The organism is Streptomyces sp. NPDC005017 (genome assembly GCF_042873115.1).
Taxonomy (GTDB): Bacteria; Actinomycetota; Actinomycetes; order Streptomycetales; family Streptomycetaceae; genus Streptomyces.
Genome location: NZ_JBIALD010000027.1, coordinates 97,292 through 114,402, shown reverse-complemented (window position 1 = coordinate 114,402; position 17,111 = coordinate 97,292). Strand labels below are relative to the sequence as shown.

Below are 17,111 nucleotides of genomic sequence, written 5' to 3'. Positions count from 1 at the left end.
AGTTCTCAAGGAACGGACGCTTCCTTTGTACTCACCCTCTCGGGCTTTCCTCCGGGCGCTTCCCTTCGGTCTTGCGTTTCCGACTCTATCAGATCCTTTTCCGACCCGATTCCCTGTCAGCGGGATTTGTCGTTGGCTTTCGGGTTTTCGCCCGGCGGCCTTTCGACATTCACTACGTTAGCTCATTCCCTGACCGACTCATAATCGAGTCTCGCGAGTTCGAATTCGAGCATGCGGGCATGCCGAAAACGTCCCGCCGAGGGGATGTCGTAGGTAGTGGTTTGGCCGCTTCCGGCTGCTGGCGAACGCCGTACCCGGTTCAAGCGGCTCGGGCTACATTACGCACCTCGTAGGGACGAGTCAAGCTCGGCGCCGGCGAGGCACATGGGCGCGATAGGGGCTGACCGTCGGGTCGTCGACGATCCAGAAGCGCCAGGGGTGGACGGCACCGTCGCCGGAGACTCCGGTGCGGGGGCCGTGGCGTACCTGGTCACGAGTGACGGGCGTGCCGGGGAGCACGCGCAGAGGTGTGGCCTCGGGTGTGCAGGCGTCGGTGCCGTCGAGGGTGCGGTCCACGTCCAGGGCGGTGGCGAGGCGGGCAGGGCCCTTGGCGAGTTCCCTGTCGTTGCGGGCCGAGAGCCGGCGGGTGCGGGCCAGCTCGGTGCCTTCGAGAACCTCGCCCGCTCGGAGCAGTACGGCGCTCGCCCTGCCTTCAGGGCCGCAGACGAGGTTCATGCAGTGCCACATGCGTAGGTAACTCACTAGGCATGTACGTCGTTGGTCCGGCAGCATCGGCAAAGCGACGACAAGCAGGAGACAGGCAGTGCGAGCGATCATCTACGCCAGGCTCAGCCCCACCCCGAGGGGCGAGGAGTCCAAGGGTGGGAACCTGACACAACAGGTCGAGCTGAGTCAGGCGCTGTGCGACCGGAAGGGCTGGTCGGTCGTAGCCACGATCGTCGAGAAGGACACGTCGGCTTCGACAAAGCGGGGAACCAAGCGGAGCGCCGAGTGGGAGCGCGTCAAGGCTCTGGTGGAGGACGGCAAGGCAGACGCCATCGTGTCCCGCCACTACGACCGTATGTACCGCACCCCCTGGGACCTTGAGGATCTTGTGGACCTGGCCGAGGCGACCGGCGTCACGCTGGCCGCCGCACAGGCGCAGGGAGTGCTCGACCTGTCCACCCCGTCCGGGCGTCTAGCTGCTCGCATCGGCGCTGTGGTGGCTCGCAACGAGACCGAGATGCGAGTCGAGCGTCAGGTGCTCGGACACCAGCGGCGCAGGGAGTCGGGGAGGCCCTTCTGGAGTACTCGCCCCTTCGGCTTCGAGCGGGACGGCAGGCACCGGGAAGCGGAGGCAGAGGCCCTGCGACAGGCGTATCGGGATGTCCTGGCCGGCGTCACCCTCTGGTCCATCGCGAAGGACTGGAACACGCGTGGGCTGCTATCACCGCACGGCAAGGAGTGGCGCAGCTCGAACCTCCGGATGGTCCTCTTGAAGCCGAGGAACGCGGGAATCCAGACGTACTCGCAGTGGGTCGAGAAACCGGACGGGACGCGCGTGCGGCGGACCGAGGAGACCGGCGCGGGCAACTGGGAGGCGATCGTCTCCGAGGGCATATTCCGTGCGCTGGTCCGCTACCTGAGCGACCCCGAGCGCAACACGGGCGGCGGCGGCAAGCGCAAGGCCCTGCTGTCCGGCGTGGTCCGCTGCTCGAAGTGTCAGGCCGTCATCACTCAAGGGTGGAGTAAGAAGAACGCGGCAGGAGAGCGGTACCGCATCTACACCTGCTCGGGTGGTCGGTGCATCACCTGCCCCGCGGACCCGCTCGACTCCTTCGTGGTCAGGAAGGTCATCGACAGGGCCGAGGAGTGGAACGCGGCACCGGCCACGGATGCCGCGGACGAGGAGCGAGAGGCCGAGTTGCTGGCCGAGGAGACGGCCGCCTCCGAGAGGCGCACCGCCCTGGCGGAGATGTTCGCAGTAGGGGATATCGACGCGTCGACCCTGCGAACGGGCATCGGCAGGTGTGACGCCGACCTGACCAAGATCCGCGCAGAGCTGGCAGACCTGGCATCGAATCGGGTGCGCGTCGACCTGGGCGATGTCGAGTACCTGTGGGAGGAACTGGACTACGAGGACCCCGACCGCATCGACTACGTGCGGACCGTCGTGATGCAGGTCTGCGAGCTAGTCGAGCTGATGCCGCGCGGTCGAGGGGTCCGATCCTTCAAGGGCGAGCACTGCCGGATCACGTTCCGGAACCCCTGAGATCCGATCGCGGAGGGACGAGTCGCCTGCCCACGCGAAGTGAGCACGGGCCCTGTCTGACGAGAGTCGGGCGGGGCCTCTCGTCATTCCCGGCGAGAGGGGCCCGGACATCACTCGGCGCCCCTGCGCGCCCCTCGCTCCCCCAGTTCATGCAACAACGTGCATGAGTCACGTCTGTGCATGGACGGTCGCGATCGGCGCCCGTACGGTCGCCTCAGGCGGCCTGACCGGGCCGACAAGTCAAGGGGTTCCGCATGGCACGCGAAGAACTGACTCGGCTCACTGGCAACGGCAACGGCACGTGTGGAGAGGACGACTGCCCGAACGTCTACCGCACCGCTTCCGGCTCCATCGTGGTTCAGGGTGACGTGTCCGACGCCTTCACTCCCCCGCAGGGAGAAGGGCTCGTGGAGATCCCCGAGAGCGTTCTTCGGGAGGCCGTTCGTGCTCTTGGATGGTGACGACTGGCGAGCGATGCTCCGGGGTTTCCAGACGGAAGCGTGGCGACTGGAGATCCTGCCCCAGTACCTCGTACCGCAGGAGGCGAAAGAGCTCGAAGCCTTCCGGGCAGGCAACCGCGTCGACCCGCACGCCTACTCGTCCGCGTACACGGAAGACCTGAAGCGGCTACGCGGCGAGGGCAAGAGCAAGGGGCGAGTGCACGTCCTGACTCGACCGCTCTCCGAGTACCTGCGCTTCGAGTTCTCCCGGTACTACGCCCCGCACGCGCTCGCCGGAGAGGACATCCGCATCCTTGACGTGACCGAGCGGGAGAACCCGCTGCCGGGTGTCCAGGACTTCTGGATGTTCGACCGCGCGACGGTCGTCCTGATGCACTACGAGGGAGACGGCACACAGATCAGCCGAGAGCTGTACGAGGGTGACCCTGCGCCCTTCGTCGAGTGGCAGCACATCGCCGTTGCCGAGTCGGTTCCCTTCCTGGAGTACGCGGAGCGCGTGGCGCAGTGACGTTCGAAGCTGAGCAGCTTGGCGAGTCCAGCTCCGAACTCGCCTCCCTGCTTCGGGACTTGCGCAAGCGAGCCGGCCTCTCAGGGGACCGGCTCGCGGCGCGCTGCAACATGTCCCAGTCGAAGGTGTCTCGCATCGAGAACGGCCGGACACGGCCGTCCCTGGTCGACGTCGAGCAGATCTTGCGGGCGCTGGACGCTCCGCCGGGGCTGGTCGCCGAGGTCTCCGCCCTCGCCAGGATGGCGAACACCGAGTGGCGCAACCTTCGAGAACTTCGGCGCAAGGGGCTCGGTACAAGACAGGCCGAGCTGAAGTCGCTCGAAGCGTCCTCTGCGCGCATGCGCTACTTCCTGCTCTCGATGGTTACCGGACTGCTCGCAACACCGGAGTACGTACGAGCGAGCCTGGCCCACTCGACGGCCGACACGAGCAAGGCCGTAGCGGGGAAGCTGGGACGGCAAGCCGTCCTCTACGACGCCTCGAAGCGGTTCACGTTCGTCCTGACCGAGCAGGCGGTTCGCTGGCCGGTCGTCTCCCCACTGGCACTGGCCGAGCAGATGGACCGGCTCGCGTCCCTGTCCTACCTCCCGAACCTTCAGATCGGGGTGATCCCCGTAGGGGCACCGACGCCCCGAACCCCTCTGAGTACGTTCACCATCTACGACGCCGCGTTGGTCACCATCGAGACGACGGCGGGAAGTCTCGTACTCCGCGACGGCCGAGATATTCAGGCGTACCTGAAGGAGTTCGCCGGGTACGAGGCACACGCCCTGTTCGGCGAAGCCCTTCGGGCACGGCTCGCCGAGTGGTCCGCCGCTTGCCGTGCATGACTTCAGTCGACTACGCGACTGAAGCGCCAAACCGTACGCACCTCGGGGGATCATCCTTCGGCAAGCGAACAGTCGGGAGGTCGCACGGATGAGCACACCCAGGACGACGATGGACGGACCGGTACATGTAACCCTTCCCTCTGCGCCGCCCGACCCTGTGTCGGGTTGTCGTGAGTGCCTTCGGTACGCGGTGGCACGCGCGAACGCCACGTCGGTCGGGGACCACTCGCAGGTGTCGGACGTGAACGTGGGCCTGCGGGCTCATCTCCGGAACGAACACCGGGGACGCTGATGGCTCGCAAGGTCCTGCGGTTCGTGACGCACCGGATCACGCAGCATCCGGATACGGACGTGACCTATGAGGCGGAGTGCCTGCACTGCAAGTGGAGGGCGGAGCCGTCGACGGACAGTGCGGCGGTCGACGTCGCGTGCATGAGCCACACCGGCAGGAGCAGCCATCGCGGCTTCCGGCGGCTCTGTACGGCGTTCGCCATGGTGGTGAGGGCCGAGCCGGACAGACCGCCGGCGCACTGAGGGACGGCGAGCAGGCGTAGAGCCGAGGGCCTGTCTGAACTGGTGTGCGGCTTTCTCAGGCGCTCTCTCCAAGGTGCCGGTACAGCGTGGCTCGGGAGATTCCGAGGGCCGTGGCGATGGCGCTGACGCTCTCTCCCTTGGCTTTCCTGGCGCGGGCCACGGTGAGTACGTCCTCGTCCACCACAGACGGACGGCCGCCGGTCCGGCCCTGCGCCTTGGCCGCTTCCAGACCAGCCCGCGTGCGGTCCTTGATGAGCGACCGTTCGAACTCCGCCATGGCCGCGATGATCTGGAAGAACAGCCGACCATCGGCCGATGTGGTGTCGACCGAGGAGAGGGCACCGTCGAGCACGCGGAACCCTATGCCTCGCTCGCGCAGTCCATCGACGATGGACACAAGGTCGATGAGCGACCGGCCGAGCCGGTCAAGCTTCCACACGCACAGGACGTCGCCAGGTCGGGCGTAGTCCAGTACGGCCGTGAGCTGCGGCCGGTCGGTGTTCTTGCCACTGGCCTTGTCCTCGAAGATGCGGGCGCACCCTGCGCCTGTCAGCGCGTCGTGCTGCAGCTGCGCTTCCTGGTCGTCGGTGGAGACGCGGGCGTATCCGATGAGCTGGCCGGTGGCAGTGGTCGTCGTCATGACACGGACTGTCTCAGAACTCATCTCAAAAGATCAAGCCAGAGACGCAGGTTTCGAGACGGGTTTTGAACAGGGCTGCAGCCCCTTCCAGGGTCGGTCTCAACTCGTCTCACAAACCTTGGTTTTCGAGACGGCCGTTACTGGTCACGCTGCGCCATGGCGGACGGCCAACGGCGCAGGAGTGAGGCAACGGCGAAGGGGTGGGGGTATGACCCCCTGAAGGGGTCTTGACTGACCGCCATGTCTTAGCAGCCAAGATTCCGCCACGGTTTCAGGGTCCGTCTGACGATCCCCGATAGCGGAGGCGAGTGGGTATCGCCTGGTCACAGGCTTGTGCTGCGCCGATAGCGACGGCGGAGGCATGCAAGGAACAGGGCCTTACGGCTGTGACAGTGGGGCGCGGCAGCACCCCACGTGGTCTTGCTGGCTTGCTCCTGTCGGCCCCTTTCGGGGCCGCACTGTCGTAGGCGGCTTGAGACTGTGGCGGCCGGTAGGCCGCCCCCTGCCGCTTCCCCTTGCCGTTGAGCCTGACTGCTTCCCCAGCCGGCCCGAAGTGGCCGGGCTGCACTGGGCCAAATAGATAAGAGAGCACGCCAACGTTTCCACAGGTCAGAGGCTGTGTCGCTACACGCCAGACGTGCTCTGGCTACACGCCCGAGATGTAGTCACCGGCCCTGACGGAGACGGCAGGGGACTGGCGCGCCTTTGCCCTTCTGGAACAGATGGGAAGGGAGGACTAGGCAGGCGGCTCCGGAACGGGGCGAAACAAGGTCGAGTTCCTTGGCGCGGGCCACCGCGTTGCGGGTGCTCTGGTCGGACAGCGACTTGCCGTCCTTGCCCAGCAGGGCGGCCAGCCGGCCGGGCTGGAAGCCTGCGTGTCCTTGCCTGTCCGCCCATCCGATGGCAGCGAAGTGGACGCGGTAGGCGAGTGGGTGTCCGGGGTGCTGTGCCATGCGCCGGTACTCGTGCTGGGAGACTCCGCCCCACGGGCGGTCATGACCGAAGCTGATAGCCACTGGGTGTGGCTCCTTCCTGTGCGGCGCACACGAGTGCGCCAGTGACCCCCGCCGGATGGCGGGACATGTGCCTCCCTTTCGTTGCGGGGGTGGGCCGTGCACGGATGGGCGGTCTCTTCACAGGTGGACGCCCAAGCCTTCGGGCCTGGACTCGGTCTCGTGCAGTCGGGAGCGACGGCGGCGACCTGGCCGAGGAATCTTATATGAGAGAGGGAGGACCCCGTTCAGGGAGCCGTCCCGTGTGGCGCTGCTCTGTTCGGCCATCCGCTGACGCACCCCGGCCACCCCCACTGTGACTGAGCGCTTCATCTGGCGATTCGTGGAGACCGATCGTCACCCGTGTGCTCCGCTGATGCCGTGTCGCCGAGTCTGGGGCACGGCCAGCCTGGCGACCGCGCGCTTGGCAGCCTCACGGTGGTCGAGGCGAGGCGCCGGCCCTCGCGGGCCCGCCAGATCGCGGCCGGTGAGCGACTTGGCTTCGACCGTGGTCCAGTCGGAGCGGTGCACCACGGCGGTGTGTCCTTCCACGTGGGCTTTGCCGTCCTTCCAGTCGTCGGGCGGCGCCATGAGGACGCGAAGTTCTTGATGGCTCAGCCACTCCAGTCCGAGGACTTGGCGGCCGAGGTGGTGCTCGATGAGTGACACGGCGGTACCGGTCTCCAAGTGGACGAGGAGAAGCTCCCCCTCGAAGAAGTAGCCGCCGTCGTACTCGCCTGATCCCACGGCGAGAAGCGGGAGAGTCGGATGGAAAGCCATCGCGGTCACGGGGTACCGAGATAGCAAGAGCCAGCGACGGCGGGCGCGGTCGGTGACGTGGAAGAGACCAACCGTCTCCGCCTCGTCGTACTCGCGCTCGCCAGCCACGGCGACAAGGCTTCGCCGCTTGTCCGTGACGACGAGGACGGGATCGCCGATCCCGGTGAAGGGGGCGTCGGAGCCATCAGGATCGGCCGAGAACGAGGTCATGTCGAGGATCCTCGCAAGGATCCGGGCCAAGCGGGCGGCCGGGTGTCACTGCACTCCCGACTGTCCACCTCGCTCAGCGCGCCAACTCAACCGCCCACTCGCCAGATGGGTTGAAGCGCGCAGTCACGCCCACTCGTCTGGCCTGAGTCGACGCACGTCGGCAGTCACTCGACCGGCCAGGAACGCGTCACGGGCCGCGCTCGCGGACGATCATGCATCGCCTGACCCAACTCCACACCGACTCGCCGGTGAGCCGCCAGCGAGGCACACAGCGGCTCAGGCTCCTGTGGTCGGTTTGGCTCGCGGGCTCAGTCGGTACGCCGAGACCGTCGGATCACCTGCTAGGTAGAACCGGTGTTGCCAGTCGTGGGCCTTGCTCACGCCTACCCGAGGACCGACCCGGATGAGCGCGGCAGGTACCGGCTCACCCTCGGACAGCACGACCGAGGTACCTGTCAGGAGGTCTGTGCCGTTGTGTTCAGCCGTGATGCCGAGTGCCTGGCAGAAGTTCCCCGGGCCTCGGGCGAGCCGTGCGCTCTCGGCCCTCTCCCCTCGCCGTTTGCGTGCCAGGTCCTCCCCCTCGATGACCCTGCCTGCCCGGATGAGGACGGCCGAGGCGATGCCGTCCGTCCCGGTGACGACGTTGGCGCACCAGTGGAGGCCGTGAGACCGGTAGACGTACAGGTGTCCTGCGGGTCCGAACATGACCGCGTTACGGGGTGTCCGGCCCCGGTAGGCATGGGAAGCCGGGTCGGCCGCGCCGGAGTACGCCTCGGTCTCCGTGATGGCGATGCTCACGGTGCCCTCTGGGGTCTTGCAGGTGAGTACACTCCCGAGCAGCTTGGGGGCGACTTCTTCGGCAGGGTGGGCGAGGAGATCAACGTTCATGCTGACTGCCTTGACATGCCGTAGGTGAAGTAGACGTACACATGTCCGGGCGGTCCGAACGTCACGCTGTTGCGGGGGGGGTGCGGCCGCGGTAGGCGTGGGAGCCCGGGTCGTTCTGGCCGTCGTACGCCTCCACCTCTGTAAGACGGAGACGGATCAGGCCGTCCGGGGTGGAACGTACGAGGACGCGGCCCAGGAGGTCGGGGGCGACGTCGAGGACAGGGCGGTCGAAGAAGTCCCGGGGCAGGGGCGTACGGTCGGTGGGCGCGATCACGCCGTCCGAGAGTAGTGCAGGCGGGTCTGTGGGGCGGGGTGGTCAGGGAGCTTCCGGCTTGCCAGGGTGAGGAGGCGGAACCGGCCACGGCCGGTGCGCGTTCTCAGTGTCAAGGGGATCAAGGGTCCACTCGTCTTACAAGGAGAGTCATGGCGTTCAAGAAGCTGCTCGCGAGCCTCGGAGCCGGCGGCGCGTCGGTGGAGACGGTGCTGACCGAGGTCAACGTGGTGCCGGGCGGTGTCGTCCAGGGCGAGGTCCGCATTCAGGGCGGCTCCGTCAACCAGCAGATCGAGGGGCTCTCCGTCGGGCTCCAGGCGCAGGTCGAGGTCGAGGGTCAGGACCAGGAGTACAAGCAGAACATCGAGTTCACCAAGCTGTCCCTGGGCGGCGCCTTCGAGCTCCAGGCCGGTGCCGTGCACGCGGTGCCGTTCGGGCTGGAGATCCCGTGGGAGACGCCGGTCACCACGATCGACGGTCAGTCGCTGCGCGGCATGCACATCGGTGTCACCACCGAGCTGGCGATCGCGCGCGCGGTGGACTCGGGTGACCTGGACCCGATCAACGTGCACCCCCTGCCCGCGCAGAAGGCGATCCTGGACGCCTTCATCCAGCTCGGCTTCCGCTTCAAGAGCGCGGACATGGAGCGTGGTCACATCCGCGGCACCCGCCAGAAGCTGCCCTTCTACCAGGAGATTGAGTTCCTCCCGCCGCAGCAGTACCGCGGGCTGAACCAGGTCGAGCTGAGCTTCGTCGCCGACGCGCAGGCGATGGACGTGGTGCTGGAGATGGACAAGAAGCCGGGTCTGTTCAGCGAGAGCAGCGACACCTTCCGCTCGTTCCAGGTCGGTCTGAACGACTACCAGGGGACCGACTGGGCGGCGTACCTCAACCAGTGGCTGTCCGAGGTCGGCAGCAAGCGCAACTGGTTCTAGGCTCGGTCCGACTGAAGGAACCGATCAGGAGGTACCGAGGTGACCGAGCTCAAGAGGCGGCCGCTCCCCCATGACTTCCATCCGCCCGTGCCGTCCTTCACGGTCACGAGCGAGGACGTCGAGGAGGGCGCGACCCTCAAGGACGCTCAGGTTCACGCGGCCGGCAACACGTCGCCGCAGCTGCGGTGGGAGGGTTTCCCGCCGGAGACGAAGAGTTTCGCCGTCACGTGCTACGACCCCGACGCGCCGACCGGCAGCGGGTTCTGGCACTGGTCCGTGTTCGACATCCCGGCCTCCGTGACGGAGCTGCCCGCGGGTGCGGGCAGCGGGAAGTTCGAGGGGCTGCCGCAGGGTGCCGTCCAGGTGCGCAACGACTACGGCACGAGGGACTTCGGTGGTGCCGCGCCGCCGCCCGGGGACGGGCCGCACCGGTACGTGTTCACGGTGTACGCCGTCGACCAGGAGAAACTCGGTCCGGACGCGGATGCCTCGCCGGCCGTCGTCGGTTTCAATCTGCGGTTCCACGCGATCGCGCGTGCACAGCTCGTCGGTGAGTACGAAGTGCCCGCCGAAGGCTGACGTTCATTGAACGTTTGCCCGCCTCTGGTCATGGAAGTGATCAGGGGCGGGCATTTTTGTTGCCGGGGGTGTACGAGGCTCAGCCCTCGTGGAGCAGCAGATATTGCGTTGTCCATCTCGGCGTGCCCGGCCAGAGTTGTTCCCAGCCCGCCAGGGGGTGGGCCGGTGCACACGGGAGGTGGGCTGGTATGCGGGACACGCTGGTACTCAACGCGAGCTTCGAGCCGCTGTCGACGGTGACGTTGAACCGTGCCGTCGTTCTGGTGCTCCAGGACAAGGCCGTCGTCGAGCAGGCCCACCCCGAGCTGCGTATGCGAGGAGTCGCGGTCGACATACCCGCGCCCCGGGTGATCAGGCTGTGCAGGTACGTACGGGTGCCGTTCCGAAGACAAGCTCCGTGGTCACGGCGGGGTGTGCTGGTCAGGGACCGGCACAGGTGCGCGTACTGCGGGCGCAGGGCTACGACGGTGGACCACGTGGTGCCGAGGGCTCAGGGTGGTCAGGACACGTGGCTGAACACGGTGGCTTCTTGTGCGGAGGACAATCACCGGAAGGCGGACCGGACGCCTGAGCAGGCGGGGATGCCGTTGCTGCGGGAGCCGTTCGAGCCGACTCCGCAGGATGCGATGCTGCTTGCTCTGGGGGCGGAGGATTTTGCGGCGCTGCCCGAGTGGTTGGCGCTGGACGCGGCCTGATCCGGGAGCCTCTGTTGCGAGGGGCCGGGGGTTCTGCGGCGGGGCGGGTGCGGGTTGGTCCGTGGCTTGTCGCGCAGTTCCCCGCCCCCCAAGAGGGTTGGCGGGTGCCTGGGGCGGTTCCTGGCCACGGGTTGGTCGTGGAGACTGTCACGCAGTTCCCCGCGCCCCCAAGAGGCTTGGTCGTGAGACTGTCCGCGCAGTTCCCCGCGTCCCTTTGGGGGTTGGGGAGCTGCGCGTCTTTCGGGCCCTGTTAGTCGATCTTGGGCTTTTCGGTGCGTTCTGCTGCTGCCCCGTTGGTGGGGGTGGGGATCTGGGCGCCGAAGTTGCCCATCGCTCCGGAGAGGCCCTTGAGGGCGTCGCCGATCTCGCTGGGGACGATCCAGAGCTTGTTGGCGTCGCCCTCGGCGATCTTCGGGAGCATCTGGAGGTACTGGTAGGAGAGGAGCTTCTGGTCCGGGTCGCCGGCGTGGATGGCCTCGAAGACCGTACGGACGGCCTGGGCCTCGCCCTCGGCGCGCAGGGCGGCGGCCTTGGCCTCACCCTCGGCGCGCAGGATCTGGGACTGCTTCTCACCCTCGGCGCGCAGGATCTCCGACTGGCGGACACCCTCGGCCTGGAGGATCGCGGCGCGCTTGTCCCGGTCGGCGCGCATCTGCTTCTCCATCGAGTCCTGGATGGAGGTGGGCGGCTCGATGGCCTTGAGCTCGACGCGGTTGACGCGGATGCCCCACTTGCCCGTGGCCTCGTCGAGGACGCCGCGCAGGGCCGCGTTGATCTCCTCGCGGGAGGTCAGGGTGCGCTCGAGGTCCATGCCGCCGATGATGTTCCGCAGCGTGGTGACGGTGAGCTGCTCGATCGCCTGGATGTAGCTGGCGACCTCGTACGTCGCGGCGCGGGCGTCGGTGACCTGGTAGTAGATGACCGTGTCGATGTTGACGACCAGGTTGTCCTGGGTGATCACCGGCTGCGGCGGGAACGGGACGACCTGTTCACGCAGGTCGATGCGGTTGCGGATGGTGTCGATGAACGGGACGACGATGTTGAGGCCCGCGTTCAGCGTGCGCGTGTAACGGCCGAAGCGCTCGACGATGGCGGCGCTGGCCTGTGGGATGACCTGGATCGTCTTGATCAGGGCGATGAAGACCAACACCACCAGAATGACCAGGACGATGATGATCGGTTCCATCGATGTTCCCCGTGCCTCTCTCCGCCTCGGCGCTTTGGGCAGATCTTATGCTTGTCGAAGATCTTGCTGGTCGAGTCTGACAGAACGTCGCCTGCCCCGTGGGGCGTTCGGTCCAGTTGCGCCACACCATGGCTGACAAGGTCACATGACGATCGCCGTGGCTCCTTCGATGTCCACCACGTCGACCTCCGCGCCGATCTCGAAGGCGCGGTCGGTGTCGAGGGCACGGGCCGACCAGACCTCGCCGGCCAGCTTGATCCGGCCGCCGGAGGCGTCCACGCGTTCCAGGACGACGGCCTGTCGGCCCTTCAGCGCCTCCACCCCGGTGACGAGTTGGGGGCGTTGGTCGCGGTGCCGGTTCGCGATGGGCCGTACGACCGCGATGAGCGCGACCGAGACGACGACGAAGGCGAGGACCTGAAGGACTACGCCGCCGCCGGAACCGGCCACGGCGGCCGCGGCGACAGCACCCACCGCGAGCATGCCGAGTTCCGGCATGGCGGTGATGACGAGCGGTATTCCGAGCGCGGCCGCGCCGATCAGCCACCACACCCAGGCGTCGATGTCGTTCACATGGTCATGGTAGGTGCGCGCTCCTGTCGCCGACAGGGCGCGATGGGGTGTGAACGGTATTGCTCCGTGGGCCTGTTGACGATCAGGACAGCGGCAGGCCCTGGGCGGTCCAGCGGTCGCCGACCTGCTCGACGAGGAGCGGGAGGCCGAAGCAGAGGGAGAGGTTGCGGGAGGTGAGCTCCAGCTCCAGCGGACCTGCGGCGAGGACCTTGCCCTGACGGATCATCAGGACGTGGGTGAAGCCGGGGGCGATCTCCTCGACGTGGTGCGTGACCATGATCATGGACGGGGCGATCGGGTCGCGGGCCAGGCGGCCGAGGCGGCGGACGAGGTCCTCGCGGCCGCCGAGGTCGAGGCCGGCGGCGGGCTCGTCGAGGAGGAGCAGCTCGGGGTCGGTCATCAGGGCGCGGGCGATGAGGGTGCGCTTGCGCTCGCCCTCGGAGAGGGTGCCGAACTTCCGCTCCAGGTAGTCGCTCATGCCGAGGCGGTCGAGGAAGGCGCGGGCGCGCTGCTCGTCGACCTCGTCGTAGTCCTCCTGCCAGGTGGCGGTCATGCCGTACGCGGCGGTGAGGACGGTCTCCAGGACGGTCTGGCGCTTGGGGAGCTTGTCGGCCATCGCGATGCCGGCCACGCCGATGCGGGGGCGCAGCTCGAAGACGTCGGTGCCGGGCTTGCCGAGGGTCTCGCCGAGGATGGTGGCGGTGCCCTTGCTGGGGTAGAGGTAGCTGGAGGCGACATTGAGGAGGGTGGTCTTGCCGGCGCCGTTGGGGCCGAGGATGACCCAGCGCTCGCCCTCCTTCACCGACCAGGAGACCTGGTCCACCAGAGCCCGGCCCTCGCGGACCACGGATACGTCCTGAAGCTCCAGAACATCGCTCATGAGCGCGTTGTCTCCCCTTGCAGTGTGGCCGGTCTCGGCTGTCGCGTTCGCCTGTGGGCTCGGTCCGCCGCGCGATGGGCGCAGCCCCCAAGGAAATCTACGCCACTGGTCGGCCGGGCTGTTCCATCGGTCCGGTGCTTGGGCGTTCCTTAGGGTGGGGGCATGCTTTCGGAACCGCGCTCTGGTCGCCTTGCCGCTTGGGGAAATGCCCTTCTTGCCGGACTTGTATCGCCGGATGACGCCGTGCTGGCGATCGTCGGCGGGGATGCCGTGCACCGGGTGGAGGGGTTGCCGGGCGAATCGGCGCCCGTCGGGCTGACGCTGGCGCTCGGGCGTCTGCGGGGTCTGGGGGTGACCGGGCTGCGGGTGGCGCTGCCCGCGCCGGGGCATCCGCTGGGGCTGAGCGGGCCGCCGGAGTTCAACGCGCGGGCGTTGGAGGCGGAGGAGGCCGTCGTGTGCCACGGCGCGGCGCTGGGGCTGGTGCCTGAGGTGTACGAGGCCGGGCCCGCGGGTGATGTGCATGTCGAGGTGACGTGGCACTGTCTGGCCGTGCGGGAGGCTCCGCCGGCCGATGTGCCGTCGCTGGGCGAGGCGGAGCGGGAGCTGGCGGAGGCCCTGCGGGAGGCTACGGAGGTGCTGACGCGGCTGGATGTCGCCGCGTCTGGGCCGGTGGCCGCGGCGGCGCTCGACGCGTACCGGGCTCGGGCGGAGCGGGGGCGGGAGGTGTTGGCGCCCGGGTATCCGCCTCGGGCGGTGCGGGTGCTGGAACTGGCGCAGCGAGTGGGGTTGCTGGTGTCGCTGGCGTACGAGAACGGGCACGGGGGTGCGGTGAGCGCGTCCGAGATGGCCGCGCGGGGGGCCGCGTTGCGGCCGGTCGAGCGGACGGGGCGGCGGGCGCAGGTGGCTGCGTACAACGCGTATGTGGAGGAGCGGGAGCGGTGATCGTCCGGCGGGGGCGTTCGTGTGGCCCTGCCTTTGTGGCGTGCCGCCCGCGTTGCGGTTGAGGCCAGGGCGTTTGCGCGGCCCGGCGCTTGTGGCGTACCGCCCGCGTTGCGGCTCGAGCCAGGGCGGTGACCGTCCGGCGCTTGTGGCGTGCGGCCCCGTTGCGGCTGAGGACCGGGCGGTGCGCCACTCGGCGGTTCGAGGTGCCTCCCCCGGAGGGGGACCCCCAGCGCCCACCCGTGCCGCCCCTGGCGGCACGCATGCCCGCGGCTGGCGGCACCCGTGTCGGCGGCTGGGGTGCTCAGGGGCACGGGGAACTGGGCGACCGGGCGGCGGATGCCCGCGGCTGGGGAGGGCGGCGTGGCTGAGGGCCCCTCGCGTCGTCTGTGGCGGGAGGGGCCCTGGTCAGGCGGCCGGGTTCAGCTGTTGACGCCGGCGTTGCCGAACGCCGGGTTGAGCAGGCCCACGACGTTCACGCTGTTGCCGACCACGTTGACCGGGACGTGCACCGGGGCCTGGACGAGGTTGCCCGAGAGGACACCCGGAGAGTGCTCGGCCTTGCCGTGGGCGTGCGCGTCGGTGGCGGAGGCCATCCCGGCTCCGGCGGCCACCAGACCACCGGCCACCATCGTCACGGCCGCTGCCTTCTTCAGGTTCATCACTTCTCAAGCCCTCCTGGTGATCACCGCGGCAGTCGCCGCGGTACGCACTGGAGAACGCCGGAGCCGCCCGGAGGATGCGCCATCCGGGTGACATTCCCACGACGGTATGAATCTCAGCCCGGAAGGGAACCTTCCTAATCGCCGTCCGGAAGGCGCACGTCCGCCCGGGAACCGGCCGTCAGCCCGCCATTCCGTGGCGCACCGCCCACAGCGCCGCCTGCGTACGGTCCGCCAGGTCGAGCTTCATGAGGATGTTCGAGACATGGGTCTTGACCGTCTTCTCCGACAGCACGAGGGCACGCGCGATCTCCCGGTTGGAGCGGCCGTCCGCTATCAGGCCCAGCACCTCCCGCTCCCGGTCGGTGAGCGAGCCGCCCCTCCCCTGGCCGGAGTTGGCCTCCTCCTGGGACAGCAGGGCGTCGGCGACCTCGGGCTGGAGCAGGATGTGACCCGCGTGGACGGAGCGGATGGCACCGGCCAGGGCGTCGGGGTCGACGTCCTTGTACACGTACCCGGCGGCGCCCGCGCGCAGGGCCGGGACCACCGTGCGCTGCTCGGTGAAGCTGGTGACGATCAGCACGCGCGCGGGGTTGTCCAGCTCACGCAGCCGGCGCAGTGCCTCGACGCCGTCCATGCCCGGCATCTTGACGTCCATGAGGACGACGTCGGGCCGCAGCTCCTCGGCACGGGCTACGCCCTCCTCTCCGTCGGCGGCCTCGCCCACGACCTCGATGTCGTCCTGCACCTCGAGGAAGGTGCGCAGACCTCGGCGGACCACCTGGTGATCGTCTACGAGCAGCACCTTGATTGCGTCAGCCACCGGGGACCTCCATCTCGACCGTGGTGCCCTTGCCGGGCGCCGATTCCACCGACAGGCCGCCGCCGACGCCGCTCGCGCGGTCCCGCATGGAGACCAGGCCCAGATGGCGGCCCGCCCGTCGCACCGTCCGCGGGTCGAAGCCGCTGCCGTCGTCCGTGACGCGCAGGACGGCGCCACCGCCGCGCCGGTCGAGGGTGATGCCGACGTGCTCGGCCCCCGAGTGCCGCAGCGCGTTGTGCAGGGCCTCCTGGGCCACGCGCAGCAGTGCCTCCTCCTGGGCGGCGGGCAGTGCCCGTACGCCGTGGCTGGCGAAGGTCACGCGCGCGTGGTGGGCGCGGTCCAGGACCTTGGCCTGGTCCCGCAGGGTGGCGACGAGGCCGTCCTCGTCCAGGGCGGCGGGGCGCAGCTCGACCACGGCGGCGCGCAGCTCGTCGGTGGCCTCGGCGGCCAGGGCGGCCACCTGCTGCAGCTCGCCCTTGGCGCGGGTGGGGTCGCGGTCGACGAGGGTGGCGGCGGCCTGGGCGGTCAGGCGGAGGGAGAACAGCTTCTGGCTGACGGCGTCGTGCAGCTCGTGGGCGAGGCGGGAGCGCTCCTCGGCGATGGTCAGCTCGCGGCTGCGCTCGTACAGGCGGGCGTTGGTGAGGGCGATGGCGGCGTGCTGGGCGAGGATCGCGAGGAGTTCCTCGTCCTCCTCGGTGAAGCCGCAGCCGCCGTCGGGCTTCGCGCCCGGTAGGTGCCCTTCCAGGGGATGCAGTTTGTTGGCGAGGAAGAGCGCGCCGATGATCTCATCGCCGTCGCGGATGGGCAGGCCGAGGAAGTCCGAGAGCTCGGGGTGCGCGGCGGGCCAGCCCTCGAAGCGGGGGTCCTTGCGGACGTCGGCGAGGCGCTCGGGCCTGGCCTGGTGCAGCATCGCCGCGAGGATGCCGTGCTGGCGGGGCAGCGGCCCGATGGCCTTCCACTGCTCCTCGCTGATGCCGTCGACGACGAACTGGGCGAAGCCGCCGTGGTCGTCGGGGACGCCCAGTGCGGCGTAGCGCGCGTCGAGCAGCTCGCGGGCGGAGGCGACGATCGTCTTGAGGACGTCGCGTACCTCCAGGTGCCTGCTCATGGCGAGCAGCGCGGCGCTGACCGCGGCGAGGCCGGACCGGGGACCTTGGCTCATGTCCTCACGGTACCGGCGGGGTGTGACAGCGCGGATCCGACCCGTGACGGCCCTGACCCGGGGCGGCGGCCCTAGGGCGGCGGACCTACGCCGGAGGCCCGCCCCGCTCGCCGCCCGCGTCCGGGGCGGGCCGTGGTCGGCCGCGCGGATGACGAGGTCCCGCGCGGGCTCTGGCCGTGGTACGAGGCGGGCGTCGCCCGTCTCCTCCTCGGGGAGGAGGCCACTCACACAGAGCGTTGCTCAGGCAACTCCAGGTGAGGAAGCCGTGCCCGCGATGTGAAGCGCCACATA

At 68.7% G+C, this 17,111-nt stretch carries 19 protein-coding genes and 2 pseudogenes; 9 read left to right on the top strand and 12 right to left on the bottom strand.

Annotation, left to right across the window (positions count from 1 at the left end; all coding sequences use genetic code 11):
* Positions 1 to 360: 360 nt before the first annotated feature.
* Positions 361 to 747, bottom strand: a pseudogene (locus ACFYR0_RS31400) (DNA-3-methyladenine glycosylase); the annotation flags it as partial.
* A 76-nt stretch (positions 748 to 823) separates the two neighbouring features.
* On the opposite strand from ACFYR0_RS31400, the gene ACFYR0_RS31395 reads away from it, so the two are divergent.
* The 5 genes from ACFYR0_RS31395 to ACFYR0_RS31375 all read left to right on the top strand — a co-directional run bounded on the left by ACFYR0_RS31395 (position 824) and on the right by ACFYR0_RS31375 (position 4,605).
* Positions 824 to 2,272: a recombinase family protein gene (locus ACFYR0_RS31395; RefSeq protein WP_389335604.1), complete on the top strand. Its 1,449-nt coding sequence runs from the start codon at positions 824 to 826 to the stop codon at positions 2,270 to 2,272.
* A gap of 254 nt (positions 2,273 to 2,526) precedes the next feature.
* Complete coding sequence (locus tag ACFYR0_RS31390) at positions 2,527 to 2,733, top strand: hypothetical protein (RefSeq protein ID WP_210989046.1); 207 nt, start codon at positions 2,527 to 2,529, stop codon at positions 2,731 to 2,733.
* On the top strand, positions 2,717 to 3,241 hold the full coding sequence (locus ACFYR0_RS31385; RefSeq protein ID WP_389335601.1) for a DUF6879 family protein: 525 nt from the start codon (positions 2,717 to 2,719) through the stop codon (positions 3,239 to 3,241). The genes ACFYR0_RS31390 and ACFYR0_RS31385 overlap by 17 nt, the downstream gene beginning before the upstream one ends.
* The gene (locus ACFYR0_RS31380) at positions 3,238 to 4,071 is read left to right on the top strand and encodes a helix-turn-helix domain-containing protein (RefSeq protein WP_389335598.1); all 834 of its coding nucleotides are present in this window, start codon (positions 3,238 to 3,240) and stop codon (positions 4,069 to 4,071) included. Before ACFYR0_RS31385 ends, ACFYR0_RS31380 begins: the two co-directional genes overlap by 4 nt.
* A gap of 291 nt (positions 4,072 to 4,362) precedes the next feature.
* Complete coding sequence (locus ACFYR0_RS31375; protein WP_389335595.1) at positions 4,363 to 4,605, top strand: hypothetical protein; 243 nt, start codon at positions 4,363 to 4,365, stop codon at positions 4,603 to 4,605.
* A 55-nt stretch (positions 4,606 to 4,660) separates the two neighbouring features.
* Here ACFYR0_RS31375 and ACFYR0_RS31370 read toward each other — a convergent pair whose 3' ends face one another.
* The 5 genes and pseudogenes from ACFYR0_RS31370 to ACFYR0_RS31350 form a co-directional block, all read right to left on the bottom strand.
* Positions 4,661 to 5,245 (bottom strand): recombinase family protein, encoded by a 585-nt coding sequence (locus ACFYR0_RS31370; protein ID WP_389335592.1) that lies wholly within the window; start codon positions 5,243 to 5,245, stop codon positions 4,661 to 4,663.
* A gap of 665 nt (positions 5,246 to 5,910) precedes the next feature.
* Positions 5,911 to 6,261 carry a hypothetical protein gene (locus ACFYR0_RS31365; RefSeq protein WP_389335589.1) on the bottom strand — a complete coding sequence of 117 codons (351 nt, stop codon included), beginning with the start codon at positions 6,259 to 6,261 and terminating at the stop codon, positions 5,911 to 5,913.
* A gap of 333 nt (positions 6,262 to 6,594) precedes the next feature.
* Positions 6,595 to 7,227 carry a hypothetical protein gene (locus tag ACFYR0_RS31360; RefSeq protein ID WP_205376127.1) on the bottom strand — a complete coding sequence of 211 codons (633 nt, stop codon included), beginning with the start codon at positions 7,225 to 7,227 and terminating at the stop codon, positions 6,595 to 6,597.
* 276 nt (positions 7,228 to 7,503) lie between these two features.
* The gene (locus ACFYR0_RS31355) at positions 7,504 to 8,115 is read right to left on the bottom strand and encodes a DNA-3-methyladenine glycosylase (RefSeq protein WP_389335586.1); all 612 of its coding nucleotides are present in this window, start codon (positions 8,113 to 8,115) and stop codon (positions 7,504 to 7,506) included.
* A 14-nt stretch (positions 8,116 to 8,129) separates the two neighbouring features.
* Positions 8,130 to 8,389 (bottom strand): annotated as a pseudogene (locus ACFYR0_RS31350) (DNA-3-methyladenine glycosylase); the annotation flags it as partial.
* A 149-nt stretch (positions 8,390 to 8,538) separates the two neighbouring features.
* On the opposite strand from ACFYR0_RS31350, the gene ACFYR0_RS31345 reads away from it, so the two are divergent.
* The 3 genes from ACFYR0_RS31345 (at position 8,539) to ACFYR0_RS31335 (ending at position 10,595) form a co-directional block, all read left to right on the top strand.
* Positions 8,539 to 9,321: a sporulation protein gene (locus ACFYR0_RS31345; RefSeq protein ID WP_386379494.1), complete on the top strand. Its 783-nt coding sequence runs from the start codon at positions 8,539 to 8,541 to the stop codon at positions 9,319 to 9,321.
* Between the two features lie 39 nt (positions 9,322 to 9,360).
* Positions 9,361 to 9,900, top strand: a complete 540-nt coding sequence (locus ACFYR0_RS31340; protein ID WP_389335582.1) for a YbhB/YbcL family Raf kinase inhibitor-like protein — start codon at positions 9,361 to 9,363, stop codon at positions 9,898 to 9,900.
* A gap of 188 nt (positions 9,901 to 10,088) precedes the next feature.
* On the top strand, positions 10,089 to 10,595 hold the full coding sequence (locus ACFYR0_RS31335) for an HNH endonuclease (protein ID WP_386379492.1): 507 nt from the start codon (positions 10,089 to 10,091) through the stop codon (positions 10,593 to 10,595).
* Between the two features lie 250 nt (positions 10,596 to 10,845).
* On the opposite strand, the gene ACFYR0_RS31330 is transcribed toward ACFYR0_RS31335, so the two are convergent.
* The 3 genes from ACFYR0_RS31330 to ACFYR0_RS31320 form a co-directional block, all read right to left on the bottom strand.
* Positions 10,846 to 11,781, bottom strand: a complete 936-nt coding sequence (locus ACFYR0_RS31330) for an SPFH domain-containing protein (RefSeq protein WP_386379491.1) — start codon at positions 11,779 to 11,781, stop codon at positions 10,846 to 10,848.
* A 141-nt stretch (positions 11,782 to 11,922) separates the two neighbouring features.
* Positions 11,923 to 12,354 carry an NfeD family protein gene (locus ACFYR0_RS31325; protein ID WP_389335578.1) on the bottom strand — a complete coding sequence of 144 codons (432 nt, stop codon included), beginning with the start codon at positions 12,352 to 12,354 and terminating at the stop codon, positions 11,923 to 11,925.
* Positions 12,355 to 12,436: 82 nt separating this feature from the next.
* Positions 12,437 to 13,234, bottom strand: a complete 798-nt coding sequence (locus tag ACFYR0_RS31320; protein ID WP_389335575.1) for an ABC transporter ATP-binding protein — start codon at positions 13,232 to 13,234, stop codon at positions 12,437 to 12,439.
* Positions 13,235 to 13,396: 162 nt separating this feature from the next.
* Here ACFYR0_RS31320 and ACFYR0_RS31315 point away from each other — a divergent pair, with 162 nt between their 5' ends.
* On the top strand, positions 13,397 to 14,176 hold the full coding sequence (locus ACFYR0_RS31315) for a hypothetical protein (protein WP_389335572.1): 780 nt from the start codon (positions 13,397 to 13,399) through the stop codon (positions 14,174 to 14,176).
* 419 nt (positions 14,177 to 14,595) lie between these two features.
* Here the strand turns inward: ACFYR0_RS31315 and ACFYR0_RS31310 are convergent, their stop codons facing one another.
* The 3 genes from ACFYR0_RS31310 to ACFYR0_RS31300 all read right to left on the bottom strand — a co-directional run bounded on the left by ACFYR0_RS31310 (position 14,596) and on the right by ACFYR0_RS31300 (position 16,820).
* Positions 14,596 to 14,838, bottom strand: coding sequence for a chaplin (locus tag ACFYR0_RS31310; protein WP_389335569.1), 243 nt, complete (start codon positions 14,836 to 14,838; stop codon positions 14,596 to 14,598).
* Between the two features lie 178 nt (positions 14,839 to 15,016).
* Entirely contained in the window at positions 15,017 to 15,658 is a 642-nt protein-coding gene (locus ACFYR0_RS31305) for a response regulator (RefSeq protein ID WP_386379486.1), read from the bottom strand.
* Entirely contained in the window at positions 15,651 to 16,820 is a 1,170-nt protein-coding gene (locus tag ACFYR0_RS31300) for a GAF domain-containing sensor histidine kinase (RefSeq protein WP_389335565.1), read from the bottom strand. Before ACFYR0_RS31300 ends, ACFYR0_RS31305 begins: the two co-directional genes overlap by 8 nt.
* Between the last annotated feature and the right edge of the window lie 291 nt (positions 16,821 to 17,111).

Bases quoted from the DNA above. Each gene is read 5' to 3' on its own strand.
- ACFYR0_RS31390 (WP_210989046.1), top strand. From the start codon at position 2,527: ATGGCACGCGAAGAACTGACTCGGCTCACTGGCAACGGCAACGGCACG.
- ACFYR0_RS31375 (WP_389335595.1), top strand. From the start codon at position 4,363: ATGGCTCGCAAGGTCCTGCGGTTCGTGACGCACCGGATCACGCAGCAT.
- ACFYR0_RS31370 (WP_389335592.1), bottom strand. From the start codon at position 5,245: ATGACGACGACCACTGCCACCGGCCAGCTCATCGGATACGCCCGCGTC.
- ACFYR0_RS31360 (WP_205376127.1), bottom strand. From the start codon at position 7,227: ATGACCTCGTTCTCGGCCGATCCTGATGGCTCCGACGCCCCCTTCACC.
- ACFYR0_RS31355 (WP_389335586.1), bottom strand. From the start codon at position 8,115: ATGAACGTTGATCTCCTCGCCCACCCTGCCGAAGAAGTCGCCCCCAAG.
- ACFYR0_RS31345 (WP_386379494.1), top strand. From the start codon at position 8,539: ATGGCGTTCAAGAAGCTGCTCGCGAGCCTCGGAGCCGGCGGCGCGTCG.
- ACFYR0_RS31335 (WP_386379492.1), top strand. From the start codon at position 10,089: ATGCGGGACACGCTGGTACTCAACGCGAGCTTCGAGCCGCTGTCGACG.
- ACFYR0_RS31330 (WP_386379491.1), bottom strand. From the start codon at position 11,781: ATGGAACCGATCATCATCGTCCTGGTCATTCTGGTGGTGTTGGTCTTC.
- ACFYR0_RS31320 (WP_389335575.1), bottom strand. From the start codon at position 13,234: ATGAGCGATGTTCTGGAGCTTCAGGACGTATCCGTGGTCCGCGAGGGC.
- ACFYR0_RS31315 (WP_389335572.1), top strand. From the start codon at position 13,397: ATGCTTTCGGAACCGCGCTCTGGTCGCCTTGCCGCTTGGGGAAATGCC.
- ACFYR0_RS31300 (WP_389335565.1), bottom strand. From the start codon at position 16,820: ATGAGCCAAGGTCCCCGGTCCGGCCTCGCCGCGGTCAGCGCCGCGCTG.